This is a genomic window from Streptomyces sp. M41(2017) (genome assembly GCF_002078175.1).
In the GTDB taxonomy this organism is placed as follows: domain Bacteria; phylum Actinomycetota; class Actinomycetes; order Streptomycetales; family Streptomycetaceae; genus Streptomyces.
Genome location: NZ_MWFK01000001.1, coordinates 2,789,836 through 2,812,915, shown reverse-complemented (window position 1 = coordinate 2,812,915; position 23,080 = coordinate 2,789,836). Strand labels below are relative to the sequence as shown.

Here is a 23,080-nt window from a genome sequence, read left to right as displayed (position 1 = left end):
GTTCTGCCGCTGTTCAGTCTGTGAAACCCGCGTGCCGGGGGCGTTTCCGGTCTGAAACGATGGGTGCCATGAGCGCTGCAACCCCTCCCACCGAGCGCCGGGTCTCCGCCCGAGTCGGCTCGATCTCCGAGTCCGCCACTCTCGCCGTGGACGCCAAGGCCAAGGCCCTCAAGGCCGCCGGACGTCCGGTGATCGGCTTCGGCGCCGGTGAGCCGGACTTCCCGACCCCCGACTACATCGTGCAGGCGGCCATCGAAGCCTGCTCGAACCCCAAGTACCACCGCTACACCCCGGCCGGCGGGCTCCCCGAGCTGAAGGCCGCCATCGCCGCGAAGACGCTGCGCGACTCGGGTTACGAGGTGGAGGCCGCCCAGGTCCTCGTCACCAACGGCGGCAAGCAGGCCATCTACGAGGCCTTCGCCGCGATCCTCGACCCGGGCGACGAGGTCATCGTCCCCGCGCCGTACTGGACGACCTACCCGGAGTCCATCCGTCTCGCCGGCGGTGTCCCGGTGGACGTCGTCGCCGACGAGACCACCGGCTACCGCGTCTCGGTCGAGCAGCTCGAGGCCGCCCGCACCGAGAACACCAAGGTGCTGCTCTTCGTCTCGCCGTCCAACCCGACGGGCGCCGTCTACACCCGCGAGCAGATCGAGGAGATCGGCCGCTGGGCCGCCGAGAAGGGCCTGTGGGTCCTGACCGACGAGATCTACGAGCACCTGGTCTACGGCGACGCGGAGTTCCACTCCCTGCCCGTCGTGGTGCCCGAGCTGCGCGACAAGTGCATCGTCGTGAACGGCGTCGCCAAGACGTACGCGATGACCGGCTGGCGTGTGGGCTGGGTCATCGGCCCGAAGGACGTCATCAAGGCCGCGACCAACCTTCAGTCGCACGCCACGTCCAACGTCTCGAACGTGGCCCAGGTCGCCGCGCTCGCCGCCGTCTCGGGCGACCTCACGGCCGTCGCGAAGATGCGCGAGGCCTTCGACCGCCGCCGCAAGACCATCGTCCGCATGCTGAACGAGATCGACGGCGTGCTCTGCCCCGAGCCCGAGGGCGCGTTCTACGCGTACCCGTCGGTGAAGGCACTGCTCGGCAAGGAGATCCGCGGCAAGCGCCCCGCGGACACGGTCGAGCTGGCCGCGCTGATCCTGGAGGAGGCCGAGGTCGCGGTCGTCCCGGGCGAGGCCTTCGGCACGCCGGGCTACCTGCGGCTGTCGTACGCCCTGGGTGACGAGGACCTCGTCGAGGGCGTCAGCCGGATCCAGAAGCTGCTCGCCGAGGCGACGGCCTGACACCTCACTCGTCCGCCGGTGCCCCTGGGAGCACCGGCGGACACCACGCTCCACGCGCACGTGCGGGGGCCGGCCACCCACCCGGTGGCCGGCCCCCGTTTCTTCGTTCGGGCAAGCCCCCGATCAGGGAAAGCGCTACCGGCACGCCATCCGCGTGCGGCAAGATCCTGGGATGGAGCGCGTACGTGATGTAAGTGAACTGCCGAAGGCCCATCTGCACCTGCACTTCACCGGGTCGATGCGGTCCACGACCCTGCTGGAACTGGCCGACAAGTACGGCGTACGACTGCCGGACGCGCTGACCAGCGGGGAACCGCCGAAGCTGCGGGCGACCGACGAGCGCGGCTGGTTCCGCTTCCAGCGCCTGTACGACGCCGCCCGGTCCTGCCTGAGAGAGCCCGAGGACATCCAGCGGCTGGTCCGCGAAGCCGCCGAGGAGGACATCAAGGACGGCTCCGGGTGGCTGGAGATCCAGGTCGACCCGACGTCGTACGCCCCCCGGCTCGGCGGTCTGATCCCGGCCCTGGAGGTCATCCTCGACGCGGTCGACTCGGCCGTGCGGGACACCGGGCTCGGGATGCGCGTCCTGGTGGCCGCGAACCGGATGAAGCACCCGCTGGACGCCCGGACGCTGGCCCGGCTCGCCGTGCGGTACGCGGACCGCGGGATCGTCGGATTCGGGCTCTCCAACGACGAACGGCGGGGCATGGCGCGGGACTTCGACCGCGCCTTCGCGATCGCGCGGGAGGGCGGGCTGCTGGCCGCGCCGCACGGCGGGGAGCTGACCGGGCCCGCCTCCGTCCGCGACTGCCTGGACGACCTGCACGCCTCCCGGATCGGCCACGGGGTGCGGGCCGCCGAGGACCCCCGTCTGCTGAAGCGTCTGGCCGACCGCGGGGTGACCTGTGAGGTCTGCCCCGCGTCGAACGTCGCGCTGGGCGTCTACGAGAAGGCGGCCGACGTACCCCTGAGGACTCTGTTCGAAGCCGGGGTCCCGATGGCCCTCGGCGCCGACGACCCGCTGCTGTTCGGATCACGGCTCGCCGCCCAGTACGAGATCGCGCGGCGCCACCACGCCTTCACGGACGCGGAGCTGGCCGAGCTGGCCCGGCAGTCGATCCGCGCCTCGGCGGCACCGGAGGACATGCGCGCCAAGCTGCTGTCCGGCGTCGACGACTGGCTGACCTCCTAGAGCGGTCCGTCACGGGCCGACCGGCGCGATCCCGGTGAGCAGGGTGCGGGCGAGCCCCGGCGCGAAGGTGTCGAGCGGTGGGGCCGTGCCGTCCTGGGTCGCGTCGTAGGCGAACGCGCGCTGCGCGCAGGCGCCGAGGAGGAGTGAGGCGGCGGCGTAGGTGTCGGCGCCGGGCTGGACCCGCCCGGCCTCCTGCTCCGCGCGCAGATACGCGGCGACACCCCGGATCGGCATGTGGGGTCCGGCTCCCATGGCCCGCATCGCCTCGTCGTGACGGCGCTTGAGCTGGGTCTCCGCGTACAGCGAGGCGGCGATCGGGAAGCTCTGCTCGTAGAAGAGGGCCGCCTGGCGGGCGATCGCGGTGAGGTTCTCCTCCAGGGAGTGCTGCTCCGGTTCGGCGGTCAGCCGTTCCAGCAGCGGGCCGAGCCGGGGCAGGCGCTCCTGCAGGACGCGGATGAACAGCTCTTCCTTGCTCGAGAAGTACTTGTAGAGGGCCGCTTCGGAACAGCCGGCCGCCTTCGCGATCTCCTTGGTGGTGGCACGGGAGAGGCCGAGGGTGAGCATGAGCTCGTGTGCCGCGTCCAGGATGCGGATTCTGGCCGGCTTCGACCGCACGGGCTCGGTGGCTGATGTCTGCTGCATGGGGCCCAAGGATTCCACGGCGCGTCCTCGCGGGGTTGACGGGTGGGTGAGTACTTACTCACTCTAGGAGGAGCAGAGGTGAGTGAACACTCACCCACCTCGTTCTTCCGTCCCGTCCACCCGCTGGGAGCAGGTCATGAAACTCACCGTTCTCGGTGCCACCGGAGGCATCGGCCAGGAGATCGTCCGTCAGGCCCTGGGCTCGGGCCACCAGGTCACAGCCGTCGTGCGGGATCCCGCGCGCCTCACGGTCACCGGCGCCGGTCTGGAGGTGTTCCGCACCGACCTCACCGACCCGGAGGCGCTGCGCCCCGCCGTCGCGGGCCGGGACGCGGTGCTGTCGGGTCTCGGCGCGCGTCGCCGCAAGGACGCCGGGGTCGCCTCACGGCTGACCCGTACGGTGCTGGGCGCCATGGAGGCGGAGCGGACCCGGCGCCTGCTGGTGGTCAGCGCGAGTCCGGTCGGCCCGGCGGCAGCGGAGGACGGGTTCGTCGACCGCGCCATGCGGGGGATGATCTCGTCGCTCCTGAAGGACGTGTACGCCGACCTGAGGGAGATGGAGGCCGCGCTGGCCGCGAGCGCCACGGACTGGACCACCGTTCGCCCGCCCCGCCTCCAGGACAAGCCGGTGACCGGCTCCTACCGCACGGCCGTGGGCGGATTCCCGGCCCGGGGCCGCCTCATCGGACGCGCCGACGTGGCCCACGCGATGCTGGCGATGACCGACGACCCGGCGACGGTGAAGCAGGGCGTGGGCATCGCCTACTAGGCACCCCCGTGGAGCCGCCGTCGGCGGACCGTCCGTGTCGGAGACCGCCGGCGTCAGGGAGCCTCGACGACGCAGAGCCTGGGGGTCAGAGGCTGACGCCGACCGTGACCGGCTCGTTGACCAGGGTGATGCCGAAGGCGTCGTGGACTCCGGCGACGACTTCGCGGGCGAGCGCGAGGAGGTCCTCGGTGCTGGCCTCGCCCCGGTTGGTGAGGGCCAGCGTGTGCTTGGTGGAGATGCGGGCGGGGCCGGTTCCGTAGCCCTTGGTGAAGCCCGACTTGTCGATCAGCCAGGCCGCCGAGGTCTTGGTGTGCCCCTCGCCGGCGGGATAGGCGGGCGGCACGGCGTCGGCGCCGAGGCGCTCCCGCACGCGCGCGTGGAACGCGGCGAACGCCTCGTCGGTGAGGATCGGGTTGGTGAAGAACGACCCGGCGGACCAGGTGTCGTGGTCCTCGGGGTCGAGCACCATGCCCTTGCCGGCGCGCAGCTTCAGCACGGTCTCGCGGGCGTCGGCGAGGGGGACGCGGTCCCCGGGCTCGACACCGAGCGTGCGGGCGGTCTCGGCGTACTTGACCGGCGCCGAGAGGCCGTTCGCGTCCTCCAGTTCGAAACGGACGCGCAGCACGACATGGCGGTCGGGGTCGGCCTTGAAGCGGCTGTGCCGGTAGGAGAAGGCGCACTCGGCGTTGGTCAGCGTGACCGTCTCGCCCGTCCTGCGGTCGTAGGCGATCACTTCACTGATCGTCGACGACACTTCCTGGCCGTACGCGCCCACGTTCTGGATCGGGGTCGCGCCCGCGGAGCCGGGGATGCCGGCGAGGCACTCGATCCCGGCGAGCCCGGCCTCGACGGTGCGGGCGACCGCGTCGGTCCACACCTCTCCGGCGGCCAGCTCCAGCGTCGTGCCGTCGAGCGAGAAACCCTCCGTGGCGATGCGCAGAGCCGTGCCCGCGAAGCCCTTGTCGCCGATGACCAGGTTCGATCCACCGCCGATCAGCAGCAGCGGCGTACCGGCGGCGTCGGCCTCGCGCACGGCGGCGACCACCTCGGCGTCGGTCGTGGCGGTGATCAGCCGGGCGGCCGGGCCGCCGAGCCGGAAGGTGGTCAGCGGGGCGAGCGGGGCATCGTGGAGTTCCAGCACGGGGCCAAGACTACGAGAAGGGCCGGGAGCCTCCGGCCACCGGTGCGCGCCGCACGGCCGTGCCGAAGCCGAGGCGCCCGCGCACGGCGAACGGCCCCGCCGTCGGGCGGAGCCGTTTCGTCGTGCCGCGGGGACGTTCGGGGCGTCAGCGGGCGGTGGTCTCCAGGGACCCGGTCTCCGCCCGGGCGGCGCCGGTCCGAGTGGTCTCGGCCCGGTCCGCTTCGGGAGCGGGCGCCGGTGTCCCGCCCGTCTCGGCGCGCTCCGGGCGTCCGGCGCTCGGGATGGCCAGCGCGGCGAGACCCGCGAGACCCACCACCACGGCGCCGACGACCAGCGCGGGCCGCAGTCCGTCGATGAAGCTCTGTGCCGTCGCGTAGCCGCCCTGCGCCGAGAAGATCGAGGACATCACCGCGATACCGAGCGCACCGCCCACCTCGCGCAGCGCGTTGTTGGCTCCGGAGGCGATGCCCTGCTCCTGCGGCCGGACGCTGGACATGACCAGGTTGGACGCGGGGGCGAAGTAGAGGGACATCCCGATGCCGCTGATGATCAGCGCGGGCAGCTGCGCCGCGTACGAGGCGTCGGCGGCGACCACGGAGGCGTAGTAGGCGAGCCCGGCGGCCTGGAGGAAGAGGCCGGTCGCCACGACGGGACGGCCGCCGACGCGGTCGGAGAGATAGCCGGCGATGGGTGCGACCAGCATCGGCATCCCGGTCCAGGGGAGCATCCGCAGGCCCGCCTCGGTCGGCGAGTAACCGAGCACGCCCTGCATGTACTGGCTGAGCAGGAAGATCGAGCCGAACATCCCGAGGAACATCAGCAGGCTGGCCGCGTTGATCCCGGCGAAGGCGCGGGAACGGAAGAGCCGCATCGGGAGCATCGCGTTCCTGGCGCGGCTGCCGTGCAGGACGAACCCGGCGAGCAGCGCGGCACCCGCGAAGAGGGCGGTCAGCACGAACGGGCTGGTCCATCCCTCGGCGGGCCCGCGGACCAGGCCGTAGACGATCCCGAAGAGGCCGCCGCTGGCGAGCAGGGTGCCGGGGAAGTCGAGCGGGTTGCCGTTGCCGAACGACTCCGACAGCCGCAGCCGGGCGAGCGGGAGGACGGCGAGACCCAGCGGGACGTTCAGCCAGAAGATCCAGTGCCAGGACACGTGTTCGGTGAGGCTGCCGCCGATGAGGGGTCCGGAGGCGACCGCGAGTCCGTTCACCGCGCCCCATATCCCGTACGCCATCCCGCGCCGTGCGGCCGGAACCGCCGCGGTCAGCAGGGTGAGGGTCAGCGGCATCATGATCGCGGCGCCGACGCCCTGGACGGCCCGGGCGGCGATCAGGGAGTCGATGCCGGGGGCCATGGCCGCGGCGGCGGAGGCACCGGTGAAGATGCCGAGGCCGACGAGGAAGAGCCGCCGGCGGCCGAACCGGTCACCGAGGGCCGCGCCGAACATCAGCAGGACGGCGAAGGTGAGCGTGTAGGCGCTCACGGTCCATTCCAGGTCGTCCAGCGCTCCCCCGAGGTCCTTGCGGATCGAGGGCAGGGCGGTGGTGACGACGAGGTTGTCGAGGGCCGCCATGAATCCGGCGACGCTGGTGATGACTAGGGCCCAGCCGGCGCCGCCGCGCCGCTTGTCCGGCGTCCCGGACGTCTTCGTCGTCGATGTCCCGGCCGGACCGCCGGGCCCGCCCTGATCCGTCGGTCCGCCCTGCTCCGCCTGCCCGTCCTGCTCCGCCGATCGGTCCTGCTCCGCCGGTCCGTTCCGGTCCGTCCGTGCCGTCCGCTGTGTCATCGCTCCCCCAGAGGATGATGTGGATCATTGGTTAGTTATTGATGACTAACTTCAGCGGGCAGAAAGAGGTGCGGAACTCCGCCCTCCCCCGGCCCTACTTCTCCAGCCGACCCGTGACCCGCGCCGACGGATACAGCCCTTCCCAGACCCGGTGCTCGGGCGGGAACCCCATCGACACCAGGCAGTTGATGAGCATGCCGTACGCCATGAAGGTCGCCGTGTCGTCGACCTGCGCGCCGAGCGGCACGTGCACCGTGTCCCACAGCCGCATCCAGCCGGCCCGCACCGCTTCGCCGAGCTCGTGGTCGCCGGCCTCCTCGGCCGCCGCCACCGCGACGTACATCTGCATCTGCATGAGCAGCCGCTCCGGGTGCTCCGCGATGACCTTCACATAGGCGTTCGCCATGGAGTGCAGGGCTTCCTCGCCCTCCAGGCCTTCGGAGGCCTCCTCCATCGTCTGCCGCGCGAGGTCCATGCACCGCTCGGCGGCCGCTAGGAAGATCGCCTTCTTGCCCGGGAAGAGCCGGAAGAGATACGGCTGCGAGACACCCACGCGCTTGGCGATCGCCTCGGTGGAGGTGCCGTAGTAACCGCCCCGCGCGAACTCGCTCATCGCCGCGCGGACGACGCTCTCGCGCCTCTCTTCTGCGCTCATCCTGACCATGCGGCTAAGTTAGTACTCAATCACTAACTACGTCAAGAGACGGGGAACCGGTGGCTGCCGGAGACAGGTAAGGGGCGTCCGCCATGGGCGGACGCCCCTTACCCCGGCCTCTAAGCGGGCCTCGGCCTTGCGCCGCGGGTTGCCGCTCAGGCCAGTCGTACGACCGCGCGGGACATCCCGAGGACCTTCTGGCCCGCGCTCGTCGCCGTGAGGTCGACGCGCACGGTGTTGTCGTCGAGCTTGGCGCCGATCTTGGCGCTGACCTCGATGGTGGCGCCCTTGTCGTCGTTCGGGACGACGACGGGCTTGGTGAACCGCACGCCGTACTCGACGACCGCGCCGGGGTCGCCGACCCAGTCGGTGACGACGCGGACGGCCTCGGCCATGGTGAACATGCCGTGCGCGATCACGTCGGGGAGACCCACCTCGACGGCGAACTTCTCGTTCCAGTGGATCGGATTGAAGTCCCCGGAGGCGCCCGCGTACTGGACGAGCGTGGCACGGGTCACGGGGAAGGTCCCGGCCGGCAGCTCGGTGCCGACCTCGACGTCCGCGTAAGAGATCTTCGCCGCCATGTCAGCCCACCTCCGCCGCGCGCGCCACAAGCTTCGTGACCGCTGTCACGACGTGCTCGCCCGCCTCGTCGTGGACCTCGCCACGGATGTCCAGGATGTCGTTGCCCGCGAGGGACTTGATCGACTCGATGGTCGAGGTGACCGTCAGCCGGTCGCCGGCCCGCACGGGCCGGGTGTACGCGAACTTCTGGTCACCGTGCACCACCCGGCTGTAGTCGAGGCCCAGTTGCGGGTCCTGGACGACCTGCCCGGCGGCCTTGAACGTGATGGCGAACACGAAGGTCGGCGGGGCGATCACGTCAGGGTGACCGAGCGCTCGCGCGGCCTCGGGGTCCGTGTACGCGGGGTTACCGTCGCCGACGGCCTCCGCGAACTCGCGGATCTTCTCCCGGCCGACCTCGTAGGGGTCGGTGGGCGGGTAGGACCGCCCCACGAAGGACTGGTCGAGCGCCATGGGCTCGGCACCTCCTGGTTGTCTTCGCTGTATGACGCCGGGTCCACCGCGGACCCGGAAGGGCCGGGCCGCCGCGGACTCCGGTGCCCCGGATCCGTGCCGGACACGGCTGCACAACGACGCGAGGCCGCCCCCCGCGAAGGGGACGGCCTCGTGTACGAGCCTGAATTATCGCGTTTCGCGGTGCGCGGTGTGCGCGTTGCAACGCGGGCAGTGCTTCTTCATCTCCAGTCGGTCCGGGTTGTTACGCCGGTTCTTCTTGGTGATGTAGTTCCGCTCCTTGCACTCCACGCAGGCCAGCGTGATCTTCGGGCGGACGTCGGTGGCAGCCACAGGAGTGCTCCTTGACGAACGGATGGGACATTAATGCATAGAAGAGTAGCCGATCGAAGGACCGACCCCGCAATCGGCTACTGTCAGTAGCGGTGACCGGACTTGAACCGGTGACACAGCGATTATGAGCCGCTTGCTCTACCGACTGAGCTACACCGCTTTGATGAGATCGGCCCCCGCCTTGCGACGGGAACCTCTCACACCAGAGCCCCAATACGGAATCGAACCGTAGACCTTCTCCTTACCATGGAGACGCTCTACCGACTGAGCTATTGGGGCGAGCGATGAAGACATTACACGGTCGCCCGCCGATCGCCCAAATCCGTTTCGCGGCACCCGCCCCGGCCTGTTCCCCGCTGTTCGCCCGGCCGTTCCCGGGACCTCTCAAGCACCCCTGGCGGCCCACGGATCACACGCGGTGACGAGGGTGTGACGAGGTCTCCCGAGGCCGTCCCGGCGCAGCCGGAGCCCCGCCGTTCCCGTCACCCGCGCCGTGTCGCCGGACTCCCTCCCAGGTCCGGTCCGGTGCGGCGCTGCCTGGTCGACCAGGCACCGACGGGCCACACCGGTACGACTATTGCGCTCCTCCCCGACGTTGACGGGTCGCCACCCTAGGCTCGACTCACGCTGCGTGATCTTGTGTCCCCTCGTTCCGCAGCCGTCCCTCCCGCAGCCGCCCTCGAGCCCAGGAGCGCGATGCCCGACCGACAGCAGCAGCCGCCCCCCTCCTCGTCGGGACAGACCGACACCTCAGCGCTGCTGCTGTGCGGAGCGCGCCTCACCGACGGCCGGTCCGTGGACGTACGGCTGGGCGGCGGACGGATCGAGGCGGTCGGGACCGCCGGAAGCCTGGCGGGCGCCTCCGGGGCCCTCGCCGCGAAGGTGGACCTGGACGGCTTCCTCCTCCTGCCGGCGCCCGCGGAGGCCCACGCGCACAGCGACACCGCCCTGACGGCCGACGGCGACGGCCCGCTCGCCTACGACGACCAGGAGATCCAGCGCCGGGCCACCGAGGCCGCCCTGCTGCAACTGGGGCACGGCGCCACGGCGTTGCGCTCCCACGTGCGCGTCGGCGACGTACAGGGGCTGGACGCGCTGGCGGCGGTCCTCCAGGTACGGCGGTCGCTGCGGGGCCTCGCCGAACTGACCACGGTGGCGATGCCCCGGCTGCTGACCGGGGCGGCCGGGGCCGACGGGCTCGCGATGCTGCGGGACGCCCTGAAGATGGGCGCTTCCGTGGTGGGCGGCTGCCCGGACGCCGACCCCGATCCCACCGGGTACGTGGAGGCGGTCCTGGAGCTCGCCTCCGAACACGGCTGCCCGGTCGACCTGCACACGGACGCCGCCGACCCTGCGCGGCTCGCCCGGCTCGCGGCCATGGCGGGCGGGCTGCGTCCGGGCGTGACGCTCGGACCGTGCGGCGGACTCGGCGGGCTGCCGACCGAGGTGGCGTCCCGCGCCGCGGACCAACTCGCCGCGGCCGGCGTGACGGTGGTCTGTCTGCCGCAGGGGGGATGCGCCTCGGCCGATGTCCGCGCCACCGCTCCCGTACGGCTGCTGCGGTCGGCCGGGGTGCGCGTGGCGGCCGGCAGCGGCGCCCTGCGGGACGTGTCCAACCCGGTGGGCCGTGGCGACCCCCTGGAGGCCGCCTACTTGCTGGCCTCCCTCCACGGCCTGCGCCCCGAGGACGCCTACGAGGCGGTGAGTTGCGCCGCCCGGGCCGCTCTCGGGCTGCCGGAGGTGCGTGTGGAGGCGGGGTTCCCGGCCGAGTTGCTGGCCGTGCGGGGGGACCGGCTCGACGGGGTGCTGTCCCTCGCGTACAGCCGGATCGTCGTGCACCGGGGGCGCGTGGTGGCGCGGACCAGCGCGGTGCGCGAGTACTGCAACTCGGCGTCCGCGTCGGGGCTCGACCTGCCGCGACAGGGGCGCGGGGGGCTCTCGTAGAAACACGATCCGGCCGATCCGGCCCCATGCCGATCCGGTCCACCCCGAGGCGGGACTCCGACCAACCGGACGCCGGACGACTCGCCCACCGGCCCACCGGCTCACCGGCCCACCGGCCTTCGGAGGCTTTGCCGAGGCGGTGGGCTGGAGGCGGTGGGCTGGAGGCCGGTGGGACGAGGGCGGGGCTGTCGCGGTGCGGGCTCGGCTCGGGCAGGTTGAGCGAGTCGACGGACTCCGCTTGCGCGGGTGGAGCGGGTTGCCGGGGTTCGCGCGGAGTCGGCCAATGCAGGGTCGGCTCGCGCGGGCCCTCTAGAGTTCGCCGCCGCCGAGCACGCCGCCGCCCAGTACTCCGGGGCCGACGCCGGGAAACGTGCCCGGCGGGAGTTCCGTGGCTCCCTTCGGCGCACGGATGTCTCCGGCCTCGGCGAACTTCAGGACGAGGGGGAGTCTGGTGCCCTTGGGGCCGTCCGCGAGAGCGGCGAGGTCGATCCTGATCTGCCGGAGGTCGCCGTTCTTCAGGGTGAAGTCGGCGGAGACCTTCTTGTCCGGGGCGTCCTTGAGGTCCTTGGCGGTGGGGAGTTCCATGCCCGCCGGAAGGTCGCCCTGGAGCGGCCGGAGTCTGGCGACGACGCCGGTGACCAGATCGCGGAAGTTGCCCGTGGCGACGACGTGCTCGACGCCGTCGGCTCCTTCCTCGGTACGGAAGGTGACCTTGCGGCCGACGACCGCGCCGACCGCGTCCAGGATCTTCTTCTGCGTCCTGGCGTCGATGTCACCCGAGCCGCCGGCACCCTTGGGGCCGCCCGCGGACTTCTGCGCATCTTCCAGGGCCTTGGTGTCGATCTTCACCCAGTCGCCCTCGAAGACCTTCCTCATCTCCTTCTCGCCCGGAGGGAGGTCGTCGGCGGACGGCAGGGGGAAGCCCATCGTCCTGCCGAGGGCCTTCATGTCGGCGCGGTAGTACGTGAAGTCGCCGACGAAGCGGAACTCGGCCAGGACGCCGTCCGCTCCCGAGACCTTCAGGCCCGTTCCGAGAAGGTCCTTCTCGCCCGAATCCGCCAGCGGCTTCCTCGACTTGACCGAGACATCGACGTGCAGCGTGCTCAGGGCCTTCGCGACCTCGGGCGGCAGCGCCTCGTCCGGGTCGGCGTCGCCGCCCAGCGCGCTGATCGCGGATGCGTCGGCGTCCAGGTCCAACCGGAAGGAGAGGGACTTCTGTTCGCCGAGCCGGTCGACCGCGTGGTCCACCTTCTGACCGGCGGTGAGGTTCTCGACCGTGCCGCAGGCGGCCGCCGTGGCGAGGAGGGCGACGGTGCAGCCGGCCGCGGTCACGGTCTTGCGTATGGCGGTGATGGTGGTCTCCTCTACGACGCCGGGCGGGGCCGCCCGTCATCCTTCGTTCGCGTGTTCCGTCGTTCTCGACGTGACCACCGTGGGTCCGCCGCACCGGGCCATCGGCCCGTGCGGGCCGACCGGCGCACCTGATGGATCCGGCGCACCTGGCGCACCCGGTGCGTCCACAGTGATCACCCATGTGACGCATGAGTTGTCCACAGGGTTGTGCGGCGAACGGGTCCGTCCGGGCGTACGGTCGGAGACATGCGCATTGTCATCGCTGGAGGTCATGGTCAGATCGCGCTGCGGCTGGAGCGGCTGCTCTCCGCGCGCGGCGACGAGGTCGTGGGGCTCATCCGCCACGCCGAGCAGAGCGACGATCTGCGGGCGACGGGCGCCGAGCCGGCCCTGTGCGACCTGGAGTCGGCGTCGGTGGAGGATGTCGCGGCACACCTGCGCGGAGCGGACGCGGCCGTCTTCGCGGCGGGCGCGGGCCCGGGCAGCGGGGTGGACCGCAAGGAGACGGTGGACAAGGGCGCGGCCATCCTGTTCGCGGACGCCGCGGAGCTCGCGGGTGTACGGCGCCACGTGGTCGTCTCCTCGATGGGCGCCGACGCGGACCACCCCGGTGACGAGATCTTCGACGCGTATCTGCGGGCCAAGGGCGAAGCCGACGCGTACATCCGCGGCCGTAAGGGCCTGGACTGGACGATCCTGCGCCCCGGCAGCCTGATCGACGACGCCGGCACCGGCCTGGTACGGCTGGAGGCGTCCACGGGGCGCGGCATGATCCCCCGTGACGACGTCGCCGCGATCCTCGCCGAGCTGGTGGACACCTCGGCGACGGCCGGTCTGACCCTGGAGGCGATCGGAGGCTCGACACCGATCTCGGTGGCGGTGAAGTCGGTGGCCGGGAACTAGGGCCTGTCGTTCGGACCGTGCGGCGGGACGTGTCACCCATGCCGTCCGACACGACCCGGCGGGCGCGGGGCACACTGATGGCATGTCATCGCGTCGTAGACACTGCCCCGAGTGCCGCCGGGAGATCGCGGTCGTCGCGGGCCGGTTCGCTCGGCACGATCCGCCCGGCGGGCGGGAGAGCGGCGAGCTGGTCTCGTGCCCCGGTTCACGCCGGCAGGCCCAACTCGGCGCGGCCCAGCCCACCCTGGACGGCTACGCGGTCCCGGACTTCCCCGGCCAACTGCCGCTGTTCTGACGCGTCCGAGGGCCTCTGAGCACCCTGCGAGGGGTCGACGGGCCGGGCACTCTGCCAGGGGCCACGGCGCGGGTGTCCCGGGCGCACGCGAGAACCTCCGACCGCCGCTGCGTCATTCGAGGAGCTGGACCGGCTCGCCCGTGCGCGCGACCTCGTTGGTGATGTCCTTACGCGGGTGCCAACCGACGCGCACGCCCTACGACTTCGAGGCGTCCGGCACGGTCCGCACGATGACCGGGAACGTGCACGCCGCCGCGTCGTCGTAGGCACCCGTGCCGGGTGTGCCGGTCGCGACGAACTGGCCCTCGGAGTCGTAGACCGTGACGAGCGCACCCCATGACCGAAACATGACAGCCACCCTGCCCGTTGTTCGGCACTCCCGTCACGGTCGCGCAACGGACCCGGAGGGGGACCCTTGGAAGCGGGGAGCGACCCCTCGACCGGGCGGCGGGACGGACTTCATCGGGGCGACGCGCCCCTCTCCTCACCCCGACATGAAGAAACCCCCTCCGATCCGCGTTTCCGCAGATCGGAGGGGGTTCACCTTCATGTGGCGGCGCGTGGATTCGAACCACGGAAGGCTAAGCCGGCAGATTTACAGCGGGCTGGTTCCGCGCGGCCTGAGCATGCCTTCCTCTCGCTCTTGGCCCCGCTGGGGGACATCTGGGGGCCCGGCGGCCGCCCTGAGCGATGAAGGTCAGCCCGTTCTCCCCTGCATGCGGTCTGTGCGGCGTCACTGGCACCATCCACTCCGTTTGGGTGACGGGTGGAACTGATGCGGTGGGATGGTGGTCCCTCTATCCGTGCAATGCCCTGCGGGGCGTGATGCGGCGGTGTGGCCGTTGGCGCCGGGCTGCCCAGTCGGGAGGGTGCGAACATATGGAGATTGAGCTGGCGGATGCGGTGGCAGCGTTGCGGGATGAGCTGCTGGAGGCCGCGGCGCGGGGTGCGGGACCGGATCTGGCTTTCCAAGTCGGTCCGGTAGAGATGGAGTTCGCGGTTGAGTTGCGGGCTGACGCGAAGGTGAAGGCCGGATTCAAGGCTTGGGTGGTGTCCGCGGAGGCAGAGACAGGGGTGGCGCGGGGCCGTACGCACCGGGTGAAGATCGCCTTGACCCCGAAGAAGCCGGGGGGCGGGGATCTGCTCATTCACGGCAGCGCGGGCCGGCAGCAGGGTCCGGGAAATGTCGAGGCCCGGATCGAGGATTGACCTCATTCTGGGCTTGGCCTGTGCGTGGGGTGTATAGGGGCGGGGATGAATCGCGAGCGTGTGGTGGCCGTCGACGGTGCCGACGGGCAAGGGTCGGGCTATGTGATCAGTGACCACCTAGTGCTGACCTCAGCTCACGTCGTCCCAGCCCTGGGTGAGTCAGCCGAGTTCTTCCAGCCGGGCCACGCGGCGCGGTACGCAGCGAAGGTGGTGTGGCGGGGCACGCCCGGCGGCCGGGACGATGCCGCCCTGCTCCTGATCGACGACCCGGCCTGGCAACCGCTCAAGAGTTCTGCGATCCGCTGGGGCAGGCTGGTCACCAGCCTGCCTGGGTCCACGTGCCAGACCGTGGGTGTACCGGACATGGTCCAGCGGTCCGGTAGGCCGGTGGAGCTGTGGCAGGCCACCGGCACGATAAATCCGGTCACCGGCCGTGTCGACAACCGGCACGTCGTCACCCTTACCGAGCACCCGCCCCAGTCCACCGACGGGAGCCCGTGGGGTGGCCTGTCCGGCGCGGCTGTCTTCTGCGGGGACCTGCTCACCGGGGTGATCTCTGCTGACCTGGCCGGACTGGCCCACGCCAGCTTGCATGCCGTTCCGTTGTATGTGCTGTTTCACGACCAGGCTTTCCGCGACACGCTGGCCCTGCATGGCCCGGAGGCGGGCACCGGGATGGAGCCGGTTGAGTGGCAGGGGCTGGCGGACCACACCGACACGCTCAACGCCACCGGCGCCCAAACGGTTTCATCGCCCGCTGCGCTGCTGAGGGCCCGGCGGGCGGTCGTCCCGTTCCGCGGACGCGAGGACCTGCTCACCCAACTGCGCGCGTGGGCCGGCCTGCCGGGCTTCGGAGCGTGGCTGATCCACGGCCCGGGCGGGCAGGGCAAGACCCGCCTCGCCCACCACTTGGCCACCCTGCTCGCCCGCCAGAAGCCGTGGGCCGTCCTGTGGCTGCGCGCCGACGCCGCAGACGGCTCCCTGGACGTGGTGGCCTCAGCGACGGCGCCTGCACTGATCGTCGTGGACTACGCCGAGACCCGCACCAGCCAGCTCACCGACCTCTGCCAGGCCCTGGCCCGGCACGGCATCGGCACGGGCGCCGGCACCGCAGTGAAAGTGCTGCTGCTGGCCCGTACCGCGGGCGACTGGTGGCAGACCCTCCAAGACAAGACCCCGGCAGCCGAAGAACTGCTGGACGGCACGCCCGTCACGCATCTGGGTGCCCTGGAATCGAAGTCTGGGAACCGGCTGGACGGCTACCGGGAGGCCGCCGGCAGCTTCGCCGGGCACCTCCCCTCTGTCCACGGCTGGCACCACCACGACTGGCCAGCCCTGGCCCACCAGCTCATCGAGAACGTCTCAGCAGCCGCGATCAACAGAGAAGGCATGAGCACGGCGCTGACCTTGCACATGACCGCCCTGGCCGACCTGCTCGACACCGCCCAACCACCCGACGCCGCAACAAATCCCAGACCCGCTTCGGGCGTGGAAGACCGACTGCTGCGCCACGAGCGGCGCTACTGGGAGAACTCCGCCGTCGCGCGCGCCCTTCATCCGGTACTCACCATGGACACCCTTTCTCATGCTCTGGCTGCCGCATTCCTGCTCGGAGCGCCCGACCGGCAACAAGCTGACAGACTGCTCGCCAGGGTTCCTGGACTGTCGGATCAGAGCGAGGACCGTCGCAACAACGTGCACCGCTGGATCACAGAGCTGTATCCCCCGGCTGATGACAGCGTATGGGAGAGCCTCCGGCCGGACCGGCTCGCCGAACGCTTCACCGGCCGCCACCTGCTGGCCCACCCCAACCTGCCCGACCGCCTCCTGCCCGAGGCTACCGAGGCCCAGGCCCGACAGTTGCTGACCGTGTCCACGCGGGCCGCAACCCACCTACCCCTGCGCGGCACACTTGCCCACCTGCTCACCGAACTGTGCGTTCGCCACTCCGACACCCTGGTGCCGGCAGTAATCGACGTCGCGACTCAGACCGAAACCCCCACACCGCTCCTGCACGCCCTGAAGCAGATTACCGATGCTCCCGACACCACCATCGACACCCTGCGGCAACTCGCCAACCGGTTTCCAGACACGAGCCACAACCTCGCCGAGACTGCCGCCCACCTCGCTCAGCGACTCACTGACCACTACCGCGCCCGGACCGTTACCAATTCCGGTGCCTTCCTGCCCGGCCTCGCCGCGAGTCTGAATAACCTCGCCGTCCGGCTGGGGGAGCTGGGGCAGCATGAGGACGCACTGACCGCCATCGAAGAAGCCGTCACCGCCTACCGCAAGCTGGCCACGGCACATCCCGACGCCTTCCTGCCCAACCTCGCCGGCAGTCTGAACAACCTCGCCGTCCGGCTGTGGCAGCTGGGGCAGCATGAGGACGCACTGACCGCCAGCAACGAAGCCGTCACCATCCGCCGGGAACTGGCCACAACCCGTCCCGACGCCTTCCTCCCCGACCTCGCCGGCAGTCTGAACAACCTCTCCGTCCAGCTGGGGGAGCTGGGGCAGCATGAGGACGCACTGACCGCCATCGAAGAAGCCGTCACCGCCAACCGCAAGCTGGCCACGGCACATCCCGACGCCTTCCTGCCCAACCTCGCCAGCAGTCTGAACAACCTCGCCATCCAGCTGTGGCAGCTGGGGCAGCATGAGGACGCACTGACCGCCAGCAACGAAGCCGTCACCATCCGCCGGGAACTGGCCACAACCCGTCCCGACGCCTTCCTCCCCGACCTCGCCGGCAGTCTGAACAACCTCTCCGCCGATCTGGGCGGGCTGGGGCGGCATGAGGACGCACTGACCGCCATCGAGGAAGCCGTCACCGCCTACCGCAAGCTGGCAGCGGCACGTCCCGACGCCTTCCTGTCCGACCTCGCCAGCAGTCTGACCAACCTCGCCATCCAGCTGGGCGGGCTGGGGCGGCATGAGGACGCACTGACCGCCATCGAGGAAGCCGTCACCATCTGCCGGGAACTGGCCGCAACGCGTCCCGACGCCTTCCTGTCCGACCTCGCTGGCAGTCTGAACAACCTCTCCGGCGATCTGAGGGAGCTGGGGCGGCGTGAGGACGCACTGACCGCCATCGAGGAAGCCGTCACCGCCTACCGCAAGCTGGCCGCGGCACGTCCCGACGCTTTCCTGCCCGACCTCGCCGGCAGTCTGTACAACCTCGCCATCCAGCTGGGCGGGCTGGGGCGGCATGAGGACGCACTGACCGCCACCGAGGAAGCCGTCACCGCCTACCGCAAGCTGGCAGCGGCACGTCCCGACATACATCAGGCGTCCCTCGAACGGTCGCTGCGACTTCTGTCCTGGTTGCAGGACGGCCAACAGTAGGCGCCCCAATCGCGGCACGGCCAGCCGTGGCCTCCAAACCGCTCAGCCACAGCCCCATCGCCCGGCGGAAATCACGCATGCCAGAGGACTCATACCGGACGACCCTGGTTCGCAACGCCGGGATCGGCGACGCCCTCACTCTGGCAGATCCGTTCTGCTCAAGTGTCTTGGCAGACTTACACAGGGCTCCGCGAGAGCCTTCCCAGCAGGCCTCTTTACGCTGCACCCCCTCCTGGGGGGACACCCGGGGGAATCGTTCCCAGAGCCGCTGCGCGCGTGACGTAGGGATCGTCCCGAGACCGGCGCTCCCGCCAGTGCCAGTCGGCCAGGTGCTCCGACGCTGCGGGGAAGCCGTTCCCAGGCAACGCGTGCGCCTTTGACTCACGGGGCCTGAAGCGGCTCAGAATTCTTCCTCCCGGGGAAGAAGCTTGGTCGTCATGGTTGCGTCACCCGCCGGCGAAAGATCCACGGGAAAGGTGTCCTCGTCAGATGCCCCCCCAGTGTCTGGCAATTCATCAGCTTTCACCGAAGCAATATGCTTTTGCACTTGCCCAACATAGATTCGATTTCCACAGATCTCAGTGTAAAAATCCTCACGCATCAAAATCTGCCCAGGCCCAGAACCTGTCGTGACACGCCACCGCTCCACCCCTTCCCGCGTGAAAGTAATCCGAGCGTGATCCCATTTCGAAACGAGATCTTTCCCGCTAATTAGGTAGTTGGCGCGCTTAAGCCGTTCGCCATCTTCAGGCGACAAGATGTCCGGAATCGGGAAAGAGAAGCCGGTGTATTCCTGCAGCTTCGCCAGAACGGAAATATAGCGCCCATAGTCCGCGAGATCCGAAATGAAAGAATCAGTCAGCAAATTCAGTTGCGTCACTTCATCATTGACAGCCAGCCCCCACTGGTTGCCAACCTTGATATTGACAAGGAATCGCAGGGTAGGCAGCAAAGCCGAAGGCAGGACGCCTCCCCTGTGCTCGAAACTGAAAGTGTGGACAGCGGTTTTTTCTAGCACGTTGAGGCGAGAACGAATCGTGAAGAAGTTCGTCATGTCATTGAACTCGACTTGCGCCCCCTTCTCCCCTCGGAACCTCCTTGCGAGGATCAGCGGAATGGCAGCAAGCGGACGCCCCTGCCCATCCGCGACCACTGCCGAGTACCGCACCCCTTCAGATCCTGGCTCGGCCACGGACTCCAGAAAGAAGGTGCCTCCGCTCCACTTCCCACCCATGCCTGCAGGAGCATCAATTTCCACCGACTTGACGAATTCTTCTGGAAGCTCCGCCGGAACTCCATAGTCGAGGGCATCTCTGAAGCCAGCTTTTGCCGCCCGCCCCTCGGGAGTTTCAGGGAAAACGAAGACCGCTTTGATGACGAAGGGTCTATCGAGCTCCGCACCCGCGTATCGCGGTCGAACCTCAGGTTTTACGTTACCTTCCGGATCAACATGAAAGCCAAACACGTAATGCGGATCGATTTCATTCAACTGCAAGATCAGTCGCTTAATTCGTGCGACCGCATCAGGGAATCCATTCGCAAGTACCGCCTCCTCTCTACTAATATCCCGGAGGTAGTTCACGATCTCGGAGTTGCTGTCGCCGATGTAGTATCGAGCAATTTCAGGCCGAAGCGCCATCTCCGAGTCCAGCCACGTCCGCCCGCGCGTAAAATTGCTCACAAACGGGTAGTCGTCCTTAAGGTCGTTGTACCACTCCAGCTCATTCGGTGTCAGATCGAGGGGCATAATCAAGTGCCAGTGGCGCGGATTATGAGAAGAAGCTGCACGCAAAGATCGCTTAATCTGCCTCCTCCGCGAATCATTCAACCGGCCCGTGAAGCTCTTGATTTCATAGATCACCAAGCCGCTATCCAAAGGCAACTGGACATCTCTTCCGCCATCCCCGCCTGAACCATCGATCCGTTGCGTCTCAGGATGAAGACGACTGATCAGGACGGCAATAACGTCTTCAATCTTGGCCGGGTCAATATCCACCCATCGGATAGCGTTCGGCACTGCCATAATGCCCCCCTTGTTCACACGCGCTGCTACCCCACTCAGGGCTGCAGACGGCGAGCGCTGCGCAACTCAGTGATCCGGCGTCACGATGACGCCTGCCGAAGGCGGACGTCATCGCCCCCACACATGCATACTCCCCCTCGGCTCGTCTCGAGACGCATACCACTAATTTCTAGATTCGGTCCGCGCAGCGCTTGCGGGCGCCAGAAGCCAAGGTGGCATCCGCAGAATGTGGCAGGTAGGGACCTTCGGGCCCATGCGGTGCACGTCTGCCAACTCGCAGGAGAGTGACTACCGCGCTGCGCCATGACCGACGCGCGACCGAGTGACCCTGCACCTCCCACAGACAAACCCGCACTGCGTATGGACGTGAACGTGGACGAACGGAGCTGAATGAGACGGAATCTGAGGTGGAGCGGCCAGGCGGGTCCCGACCTCCTGAACGGCCATGACGTGATGCCGGACGGCCGTGGGAGGCTGGCAGGGAGCGAGATAGTGAGCCGAGGGGAGCCCAAGTGACAGAGGCCAGTCCGCGCGGAACCTACCTGGTCATTGCGGAAGCACTCCGGCAGGAGATCGAGGGCGGCAGGCACGGGAGCGGTTTGCCGTCCGAGGCGGACCTCATGCGTGAGCACGGCGTAGCGCGGAACACGATCCGCCGATCGCTCAAGACGCTGGAGGCTGAAGGAGTGCTGGAATCAGCGCCGGGCATCGGGTGGCGCGTGTCCCAAGGCGGTGACCGCCGCTCACTCGTTGAACGGATGGTGGCGGTGATCGAAGAGGACTCGCTGGCCGTCGGAGATGCGTATCCGTCGGAGGCGAGGCTGTGCGAGCGATTCGGCGTATCGCGTACGGCTGTCCGCCGAGGGCTCGCGTACATGGAGGGGACGGGCTTGCTCGCCACCGTTCACGGCAAGGGACGCACAGTGCGTGCTCTCCCAAGTCCTGCCGTAGGGCCGTAGCCTTGGTCACCATGGGACTGACTGAGTGGGCGTACTCGCTCTCTGAATCGATGCTGGCCGAGCCGCTGCCCCGAAGGTGGGCGCATTCCCTTGGTGTCGCGAAGCGCGCCCGCTCTCTGGCTCCGATTCTTGGCGACGACGCGGAACTTCTCGAAGCGGCAGCCGTGCTGCATGACATCGGGTACTCGCCGGAGATCGCGCTCACCGGATTCCATCCGCTCGACGGGGCCCGCTTCCTCCGTGGTCAGGAAGGGGTAGATGAACGGGTCGTCCGTCTCGTGGCGCACCACTCCTGTGCCTTGCTGGAGGCGGAGGAGCGGGGGCTCCGGCACGAGCTGGAGAGCGAGTTCAAGCTTGAGCGCCCCGACCTTGTGGACGCCTTGCTCTTCTGCGACATGACGACGACCCCGGACGGCACGCACACCGCGCCGACCGACCGCCTCAACGAAATCGTGCAGCGGTATGGGCCGGAGACGATCGTCGGCCGCTTCATCCAACGCGCCGCGCCGGAGATCCACGCAGCCTCGCGACGTGTGGAGGGGCGCCTCGTCCAGGCGCAGACCGCAGATCAGCCGATGTAAGGCTCTTGGCGCGTCTCGTCCAGGCCGTGTGTGATGCGCAGCCGCATGGACGGATGGATGTCCAGGTCATCGAGGTCCGCTGGGTCGACCCAGCGGACCTCTTTGGATTCGCTGCTCGTACGCAGAGTGCCGCCCGTGGGGTGCGCTCGGAAGCAGATTGAGAACTGCTGACGGACCTCTCCGTCGTCGTACGCGAGGACGTGCTGAGGGTCGGTGTAGAGGCCAGAGACGCTGTCAATCTCGACCGTGATTCCCGTCTCCTCAAGCACTTCCCGAACGACGGTATCGCCGATGCGTTCGCCGATGTCGTGACCGCCTCCGGGGAGTGCCCACAGGTTGTTGTCGGTCTTGTGAATGAGCAGAAGTCGCCCCGTGTCGTCGCGGACGACTGCCGTGACGGAGGGGACCACCGAGTTCGCCTTTGGCGCGTTGGGGTCCCGGAAGTAGTCGATACGGCTCATGCGTGCAGACCTCCGCAGTCGGCGGGCGAGGAGATGGGCCTGGCCGCTTCCCAGACTCGTTCGATGCTTTCAGCGTATGCGTCGAACAGCTCTCCCCCGGGCACACGCTGAAGGTGCAGGACAGGGGCCATGTACGCGCCTACCCCGTACAGGTGGCCGTTGGCGAGCATCTCGTTGTCTGCCCGGTAGAGCGAGTTGTAGAGCGTGGTGCCGTGGAGCCGGAACTCCACTCCGGGAAGTCCGAAGAGCGAGCTGTAGTTGATGAGGGCGTTCCGAATCTTGCTGGCCATGGCTGGCCCGATCCCCTCATCCTCACCGCGCACCGCTACCGCGGGACTGTCCGGGTCTCCGAGCATGAAGCGGATACGGGTGCCGGCCGCTGACTTCTCCTTCACGACTCGGTGGAACGCTGCGTCCTCTGTGAGCCAAAAACCCGAGTACACGAGAACGTCGAACGACTCTTTGGCCTGCGCGTAGAGCTGGGGCCAAATGCGGTTGGGAACGACGGACCGGTGCGGGTACAGCTTGATCAGCTCAGCGTTCCCAGCCTCGGTGATCTCTGACGACGTGCGCTCTTCGGGCCAGAGGTAAGAGACCTCGCACTGAAGGAGCGAGGCCGTGGCGTACTGGAAGCGCCGGTAGGGCTTGCGGTTTGGTTCGTTGATCCAGCGCTCCACCGTCTTCGCTGACACTCCGAGTCGCTGCGCTACTTGATCGAGCGTCAGGCCGCTCTCAACGATCGCTCCGCGAAGCTTCTCGTTGGCCATGCCGAACTCCCCCTCGCACGGGACGACTTGGTACGACTTCACCGTACCGAGGTCGTGCACGGGTCGTACATGTGCGGAGTCGATCGTCTCCGCAGATGACGCCAATCTGTAGGTACATCGCAGCGAGCGGCTCGCAAAGACACAAAAGCCGAAGGGCTTGACGGAGCGAAACCCTCTCTGCATGATGAGGAACACGTATTACATGTTCCTCTTGCTCGGACCATCGCGCACGACTGCTTGACCTGCACGAAAGCTCTTGGTGAGTCCCGTGAGGACGGGATCCCTGAACTGGGGTTACCGCGCTCACCAAGGAGTGACTGTGCGCCCCCAGCGGGCGTCTTGAGAACTCAACAGCGTGCGGCCCCAGCCACCTGCACACCGGTGGT

General features: G+C 68.8%; 22 protein-coding genes and 2 tRNA genes. 10 read left to right on the top strand and 14 right to left on the bottom strand.

The features are described 5' to 3' along the window. Positions 1-68 precede the first annotated feature (68 nt). Together B0675_RS12375 and B0675_RS12370 are read left to right on the top strand one after the other, a co-directional pair. A complete protein-coding gene (locus B0675_RS12375; protein ID WP_081218862.1) occupies positions 69-1,295 on the top strand; it encodes a pyridoxal phosphate-dependent aminotransferase in 1,227 nt (408 codons plus the stop codon). Positions 1,296-1,467: 172 nt separating this feature from the next. Next, positions 1,468-2,487 carry an adenosine deaminase gene (locus tag B0675_RS12370; RefSeq protein ID WP_081218861.1) on the top strand — a complete coding sequence of 340 codons (1,020 nt, stop codon included), beginning with the start codon at positions 1,468-1,470 and terminating at the stop codon, positions 2,485-2,487. Between the two features lie 9 nt (positions 2,488-2,496). Here the strand turns inward: B0675_RS12370 and B0675_RS12365 are convergent, their stop codons facing one another. Next, positions 2,497-3,129, bottom strand: a complete 633-nt coding sequence (locus tag B0675_RS12365) for a TetR/AcrR family transcriptional regulator (RefSeq protein WP_179165287.1) — start codon at positions 3,127-3,129, stop codon at positions 2,497-2,499. 136 nt (positions 3,130-3,265) lie between these two features. Here B0675_RS12365 and B0675_RS12360 point away from each other — a divergent pair, with 136 nt between their 5' ends. Continuing rightward, a complete protein-coding gene (locus tag B0675_RS12360; protein WP_081218860.1) occupies positions 3,266-3,898 on the top strand; it encodes an NAD(P)H-binding protein in 633 nt (210 codons plus the stop codon). An 85-nt stretch (positions 3,899-3,983) separates the two neighbouring features. On the opposite strand, the gene B0675_RS12355 is transcribed toward B0675_RS12360, so the two are convergent. The 8 genes from B0675_RS12355 to B0675_RS12320 all read right to left on the bottom strand — a co-directional run bounded on the left by B0675_RS12355 (position 3,984) and on the right by B0675_RS12320 (position 9,130). Then, a complete protein-coding gene (locus B0675_RS12355) occupies positions 3,984-5,039 on the bottom strand; it encodes a UDP-N-acetylmuramate dehydrogenase (RefSeq protein WP_081218859.1) in 1,056 nt (351 codons plus the stop codon). A 145-nt stretch (positions 5,040-5,184) separates the two neighbouring features. After that, complete coding sequence (locus B0675_RS12350; RefSeq protein ID WP_241539766.1) at positions 5,185-6,825, bottom strand: MFS transporter; 1,641 nt, start codon at positions 6,823-6,825, stop codon at positions 5,185-5,187. Between the two features lie 94 nt (positions 6,826-6,919). Beyond that, a complete protein-coding gene (locus tag B0675_RS12345) occupies positions 6,920-7,489 on the bottom strand; it encodes a TetR/AcrR family transcriptional regulator (protein ID WP_179165286.1) in 570 nt (189 codons plus the stop codon). A gap of 146 nt (positions 7,490-7,635) precedes the next feature. Beyond that, complete coding sequence (locus B0675_RS12340) at positions 7,636-8,064, bottom strand: MaoC family dehydratase (RefSeq protein WP_081218858.1); 429 nt, start codon at positions 8,062-8,064, stop codon at positions 7,636-7,638. 1 nt (position 8,065) lies between these two features. Continuing rightward, positions 8,066-8,518, bottom strand: a complete 453-nt coding sequence (locus B0675_RS12335) for a MaoC family dehydratase N-terminal domain-containing protein (protein ID WP_081218857.1) — start codon at positions 8,516-8,518, stop codon at positions 8,066-8,068. Between the two features lie 168 nt (positions 8,519-8,686). After that, complete coding sequence (gene rpmG / locus B0675_RS12330) at positions 8,687-8,851, bottom strand: 50S ribosomal protein L33 (protein WP_003948671.1); 165 nt, start codon at positions 8,849-8,851, stop codon at positions 8,687-8,689. 87 nt (positions 8,852-8,938) lie between these two features. Next, positions 8,939-9,011: transfer RNA gene (locus tag B0675_RS12325), tRNA-Met, on the bottom strand. A gap of 46 nt (positions 9,012-9,057) precedes the next feature. Beyond that, positions 9,058-9,130: transfer RNA gene (locus B0675_RS12320), tRNA-Thr, on the bottom strand. A gap of 417 nt (positions 9,131-9,547) precedes the next feature. On the opposite strand from B0675_RS12320, the gene B0675_RS12315 reads away from it, so the two are divergent. Beyond that, positions 9,548-10,795: an amidohydrolase family protein gene (locus B0675_RS12315; protein WP_081218856.1), complete on the top strand. Its 1,248-nt coding sequence runs from the start codon at positions 9,548-9,550 to the stop codon at positions 10,793-10,795. Between the two features lie 309 nt (positions 10,796-11,104). Here B0675_RS12315 and B0675_RS12310 read toward each other — a convergent pair whose 3' ends face one another. Beyond that, positions 11,105-12,127: a hypothetical protein gene (locus B0675_RS12310; protein ID WP_081218855.1), complete on the bottom strand. Its 1,023-nt coding sequence runs from the start codon at positions 12,125-12,127 to the stop codon at positions 11,105-11,107. 267 nt (positions 12,128-12,394) lie between these two features. On the opposite strand from B0675_RS12310, the gene B0675_RS12305 reads away from it, so the two are divergent. Next, positions 12,395-13,051 (top strand): SDR family oxidoreductase, encoded by a 657-nt coding sequence (locus tag B0675_RS12305; protein ID WP_179165285.1) that lies wholly within the window; start codon positions 12,395-12,397, stop codon positions 13,049-13,051. Between the two features lie 82 nt (positions 13,052-13,133). Next, entirely contained in the window at positions 13,134-13,346 is a 213-nt protein-coding gene (locus B0675_RS12300) for a hypothetical protein (RefSeq protein WP_081218853.1), read from the top strand. 196 nt (positions 13,347-13,542) lie between these two features. Here B0675_RS12300 and B0675_RS41365 read toward each other — a convergent pair whose 3' ends face one another. Then, on the bottom strand, positions 13,543-13,695 hold the full coding sequence (locus B0675_RS41365; RefSeq protein WP_179165284.1) for a hypothetical protein: 153 nt from the start codon (positions 13,693-13,695) through the stop codon (positions 13,543-13,545). A gap of 530 nt (positions 13,696-14,225) precedes the next feature. Here B0675_RS41365 and B0675_RS12295 point away from each other — a divergent pair. Together B0675_RS12295 and B0675_RS12290 are read left to right on the top strand one after the other, a co-directional pair. Beyond that, positions 14,226-14,555, top strand: a complete 330-nt coding sequence (locus B0675_RS12295) for a trypco2 family protein (protein WP_081218852.1) — start codon at positions 14,226-14,228, stop codon at positions 14,553-14,555. Between the two features lie 45 nt (positions 14,556-14,600). Continuing rightward, positions 14,601-17,903, top strand: coding sequence for a tetratricopeptide repeat protein (locus B0675_RS12290; RefSeq protein ID WP_241539765.1), 3,303 nt, complete (start codon positions 14,601-14,603; stop codon positions 17,901-17,903). 400 nt (positions 17,904-18,303) lie between these two features. On the opposite strand, the gene B0675_RS40985 is transcribed toward B0675_RS12290, so the two are convergent. Next, entirely contained in the window at positions 18,304-19,926 is a 1,623-nt protein-coding gene (locus tag B0675_RS40985) for a hypothetical protein (RefSeq protein WP_143661064.1), read from the bottom strand. Positions 19,927-20,438: 512 nt separating this feature from the next. On the opposite strand from B0675_RS40985, the gene B0675_RS12285 reads away from it, so the two are divergent. Together B0675_RS12285 and B0675_RS12280 are read left to right on the top strand one after the other, a co-directional pair. Beyond that, positions 20,439-20,885: a GntR family transcriptional regulator gene (locus B0675_RS12285; RefSeq protein WP_081218850.1), complete on the top strand. Its 447-nt coding sequence runs from the start codon at positions 20,439-20,441 to the stop codon at positions 20,883-20,885. 11 nt (positions 20,886-20,896) lie between these two features. Continuing rightward, positions 20,897-21,466 carry an HD domain-containing protein gene (locus B0675_RS12280; RefSeq protein WP_179165283.1) on the top strand — a complete coding sequence of 190 codons (570 nt, stop codon included), beginning with the start codon at positions 20,897-20,899 and terminating at the stop codon, positions 21,464-21,466. Here B0675_RS12280 and B0675_RS12275 read toward each other — a convergent pair. Together B0675_RS12275 and B0675_RS12270 are read right to left on the bottom strand one after the other, a co-directional pair. Then, positions 21,454-21,927: an NUDIX domain-containing protein gene (locus tag B0675_RS12275; RefSeq protein WP_081218848.1), complete on the bottom strand. Its 474-nt coding sequence runs from the start codon at positions 21,925-21,927 to the stop codon at positions 21,454-21,456. The genes B0675_RS12280 and B0675_RS12275 overlap by 13 nt on opposite strands. Continuing rightward, positions 21,924-22,694 carry a helix-turn-helix transcriptional regulator gene (locus B0675_RS12270; protein WP_081221745.1) on the bottom strand — a complete coding sequence of 257 codons (771 nt, stop codon included), beginning with the start codon at positions 22,692-22,694 and terminating at the stop codon, positions 21,924-21,926. The genes B0675_RS12275 and B0675_RS12270 overlap by 4 nt, the downstream gene beginning before the upstream one ends. Positions 22,695-23,080 lie beyond the last annotated feature (386 nt).

What these genes read in the sequence shown, in the direction of transcription:
- B0675_RS12375 (WP_081218862.1), top strand. Translation starts at nt 69, where the DNA reads ATGAGCGCTGCAACCCCTCCCACCGAGCGCCGGGTCTCCGCCCGAGTC.
- B0675_RS12370 (WP_081218861.1), top strand. Translation starts at nt 1,468, where the DNA reads ATGGAGCGCGTACGTGATGTAAGTGAACTGCCGAAGGCCCATCTGCAC.
- B0675_RS12365 (WP_179165287.1), bottom strand. Translation starts at nt 3,129, where the DNA reads ATGCAGCAGACATCAGCCACCGAGCCCGTGCGGTCGAAGCCGGCCAGA.
- B0675_RS12360 (WP_081218860.1), top strand. Translation starts at nt 3,266, where the DNA reads ATGAAACTCACCGTTCTCGGTGCCACCGGAGGCATCGGCCAGGAGATC.
- B0675_RS12350 (WP_241539766.1), bottom strand. Translation starts at nt 6,825, where the DNA reads ATGACACAGCGGACGGCACGGACGGACCGGAACGGACCGGCGGAGCAG.
- B0675_RS12345 (WP_179165286.1), bottom strand. Translation starts at nt 7,489, where the DNA reads ATGGTCAGGATGAGCGCAGAAGAGAGGCGCGAGAGCGTCGTCCGCGCG.
- B0675_RS12340 (WP_081218858.1), bottom strand. Translation starts at nt 8,064, where the DNA reads ATGGCGGCGAAGATCTCTTACGCGGACGTCGAGGTCGGCACCGAGCTG.
- B0675_RS12335 (WP_081218857.1), bottom strand. Translation starts at nt 8,518, where the DNA reads ATGGCGCTCGACCAGTCCTTCGTGGGGCGGTCCTACCCGCCCACCGAC.
- B0675_RS12315 (WP_081218856.1), top strand. Translation starts at nt 9,548, where the DNA reads ATGCCCGACCGACAGCAGCAGCCGCCCCCCTCCTCGTCGGGACAGACC.
- B0675_RS12305 (WP_179165285.1), top strand. Translation starts at nt 12,395, where the DNA reads ATGCGCATTGTCATCGCTGGAGGTCATGGTCAGATCGCGCTGCGGCTG.
- B0675_RS12300 (WP_081218853.1), top strand. Translation starts at nt 13,134, where the DNA reads ATGTCATCGCGTCGTAGACACTGCCCCGAGTGCCGCCGGGAGATCGCG.
- B0675_RS41365 (WP_179165284.1), bottom strand. Translation starts at nt 13,695, where the DNA reads ATGTTTCGGTCATGGGGTGCGCTCGTCACGGTCTACGACTCCGAGGGC.
- B0675_RS12295 (WP_081218852.1), top strand. Translation starts at nt 14,226, where the DNA reads ATGGAGATTGAGCTGGCGGATGCGGTGGCAGCGTTGCGGGATGAGCTG.
- B0675_RS12290 (WP_241539765.1), top strand. Translation starts at nt 14,601, where the DNA reads ATGAATCGCGAGCGTGTGGTGGCCGTCGACGGTGCCGACGGGCAAGGG.
- B0675_RS40985 (WP_143661064.1), bottom strand. Translation starts at nt 19,926, where the DNA reads ATGGCAGTGCCGAACGCTATCCGATGGGTGGATATTGACCCGGCCAAG.
- B0675_RS12280 (WP_179165283.1), top strand. Translation starts at nt 20,897, where the DNA reads ATGGGACTGACTGAGTGGGCGTACTCGCTCTCTGAATCGATGCTGGCC.
- B0675_RS12275 (WP_081218848.1), bottom strand. Translation starts at nt 21,927, where the DNA reads ATGAGCCGTATCGACTACTTCCGGGACCCCAACGCGCCAAAGGCGAAC.
- B0675_RS12270 (WP_081221745.1), bottom strand. Translation starts at nt 22,694, where the DNA reads ATGGCCAACGAGAAGCTTCGCGGAGCGATCGTTGAGAGCGGCCTGACG.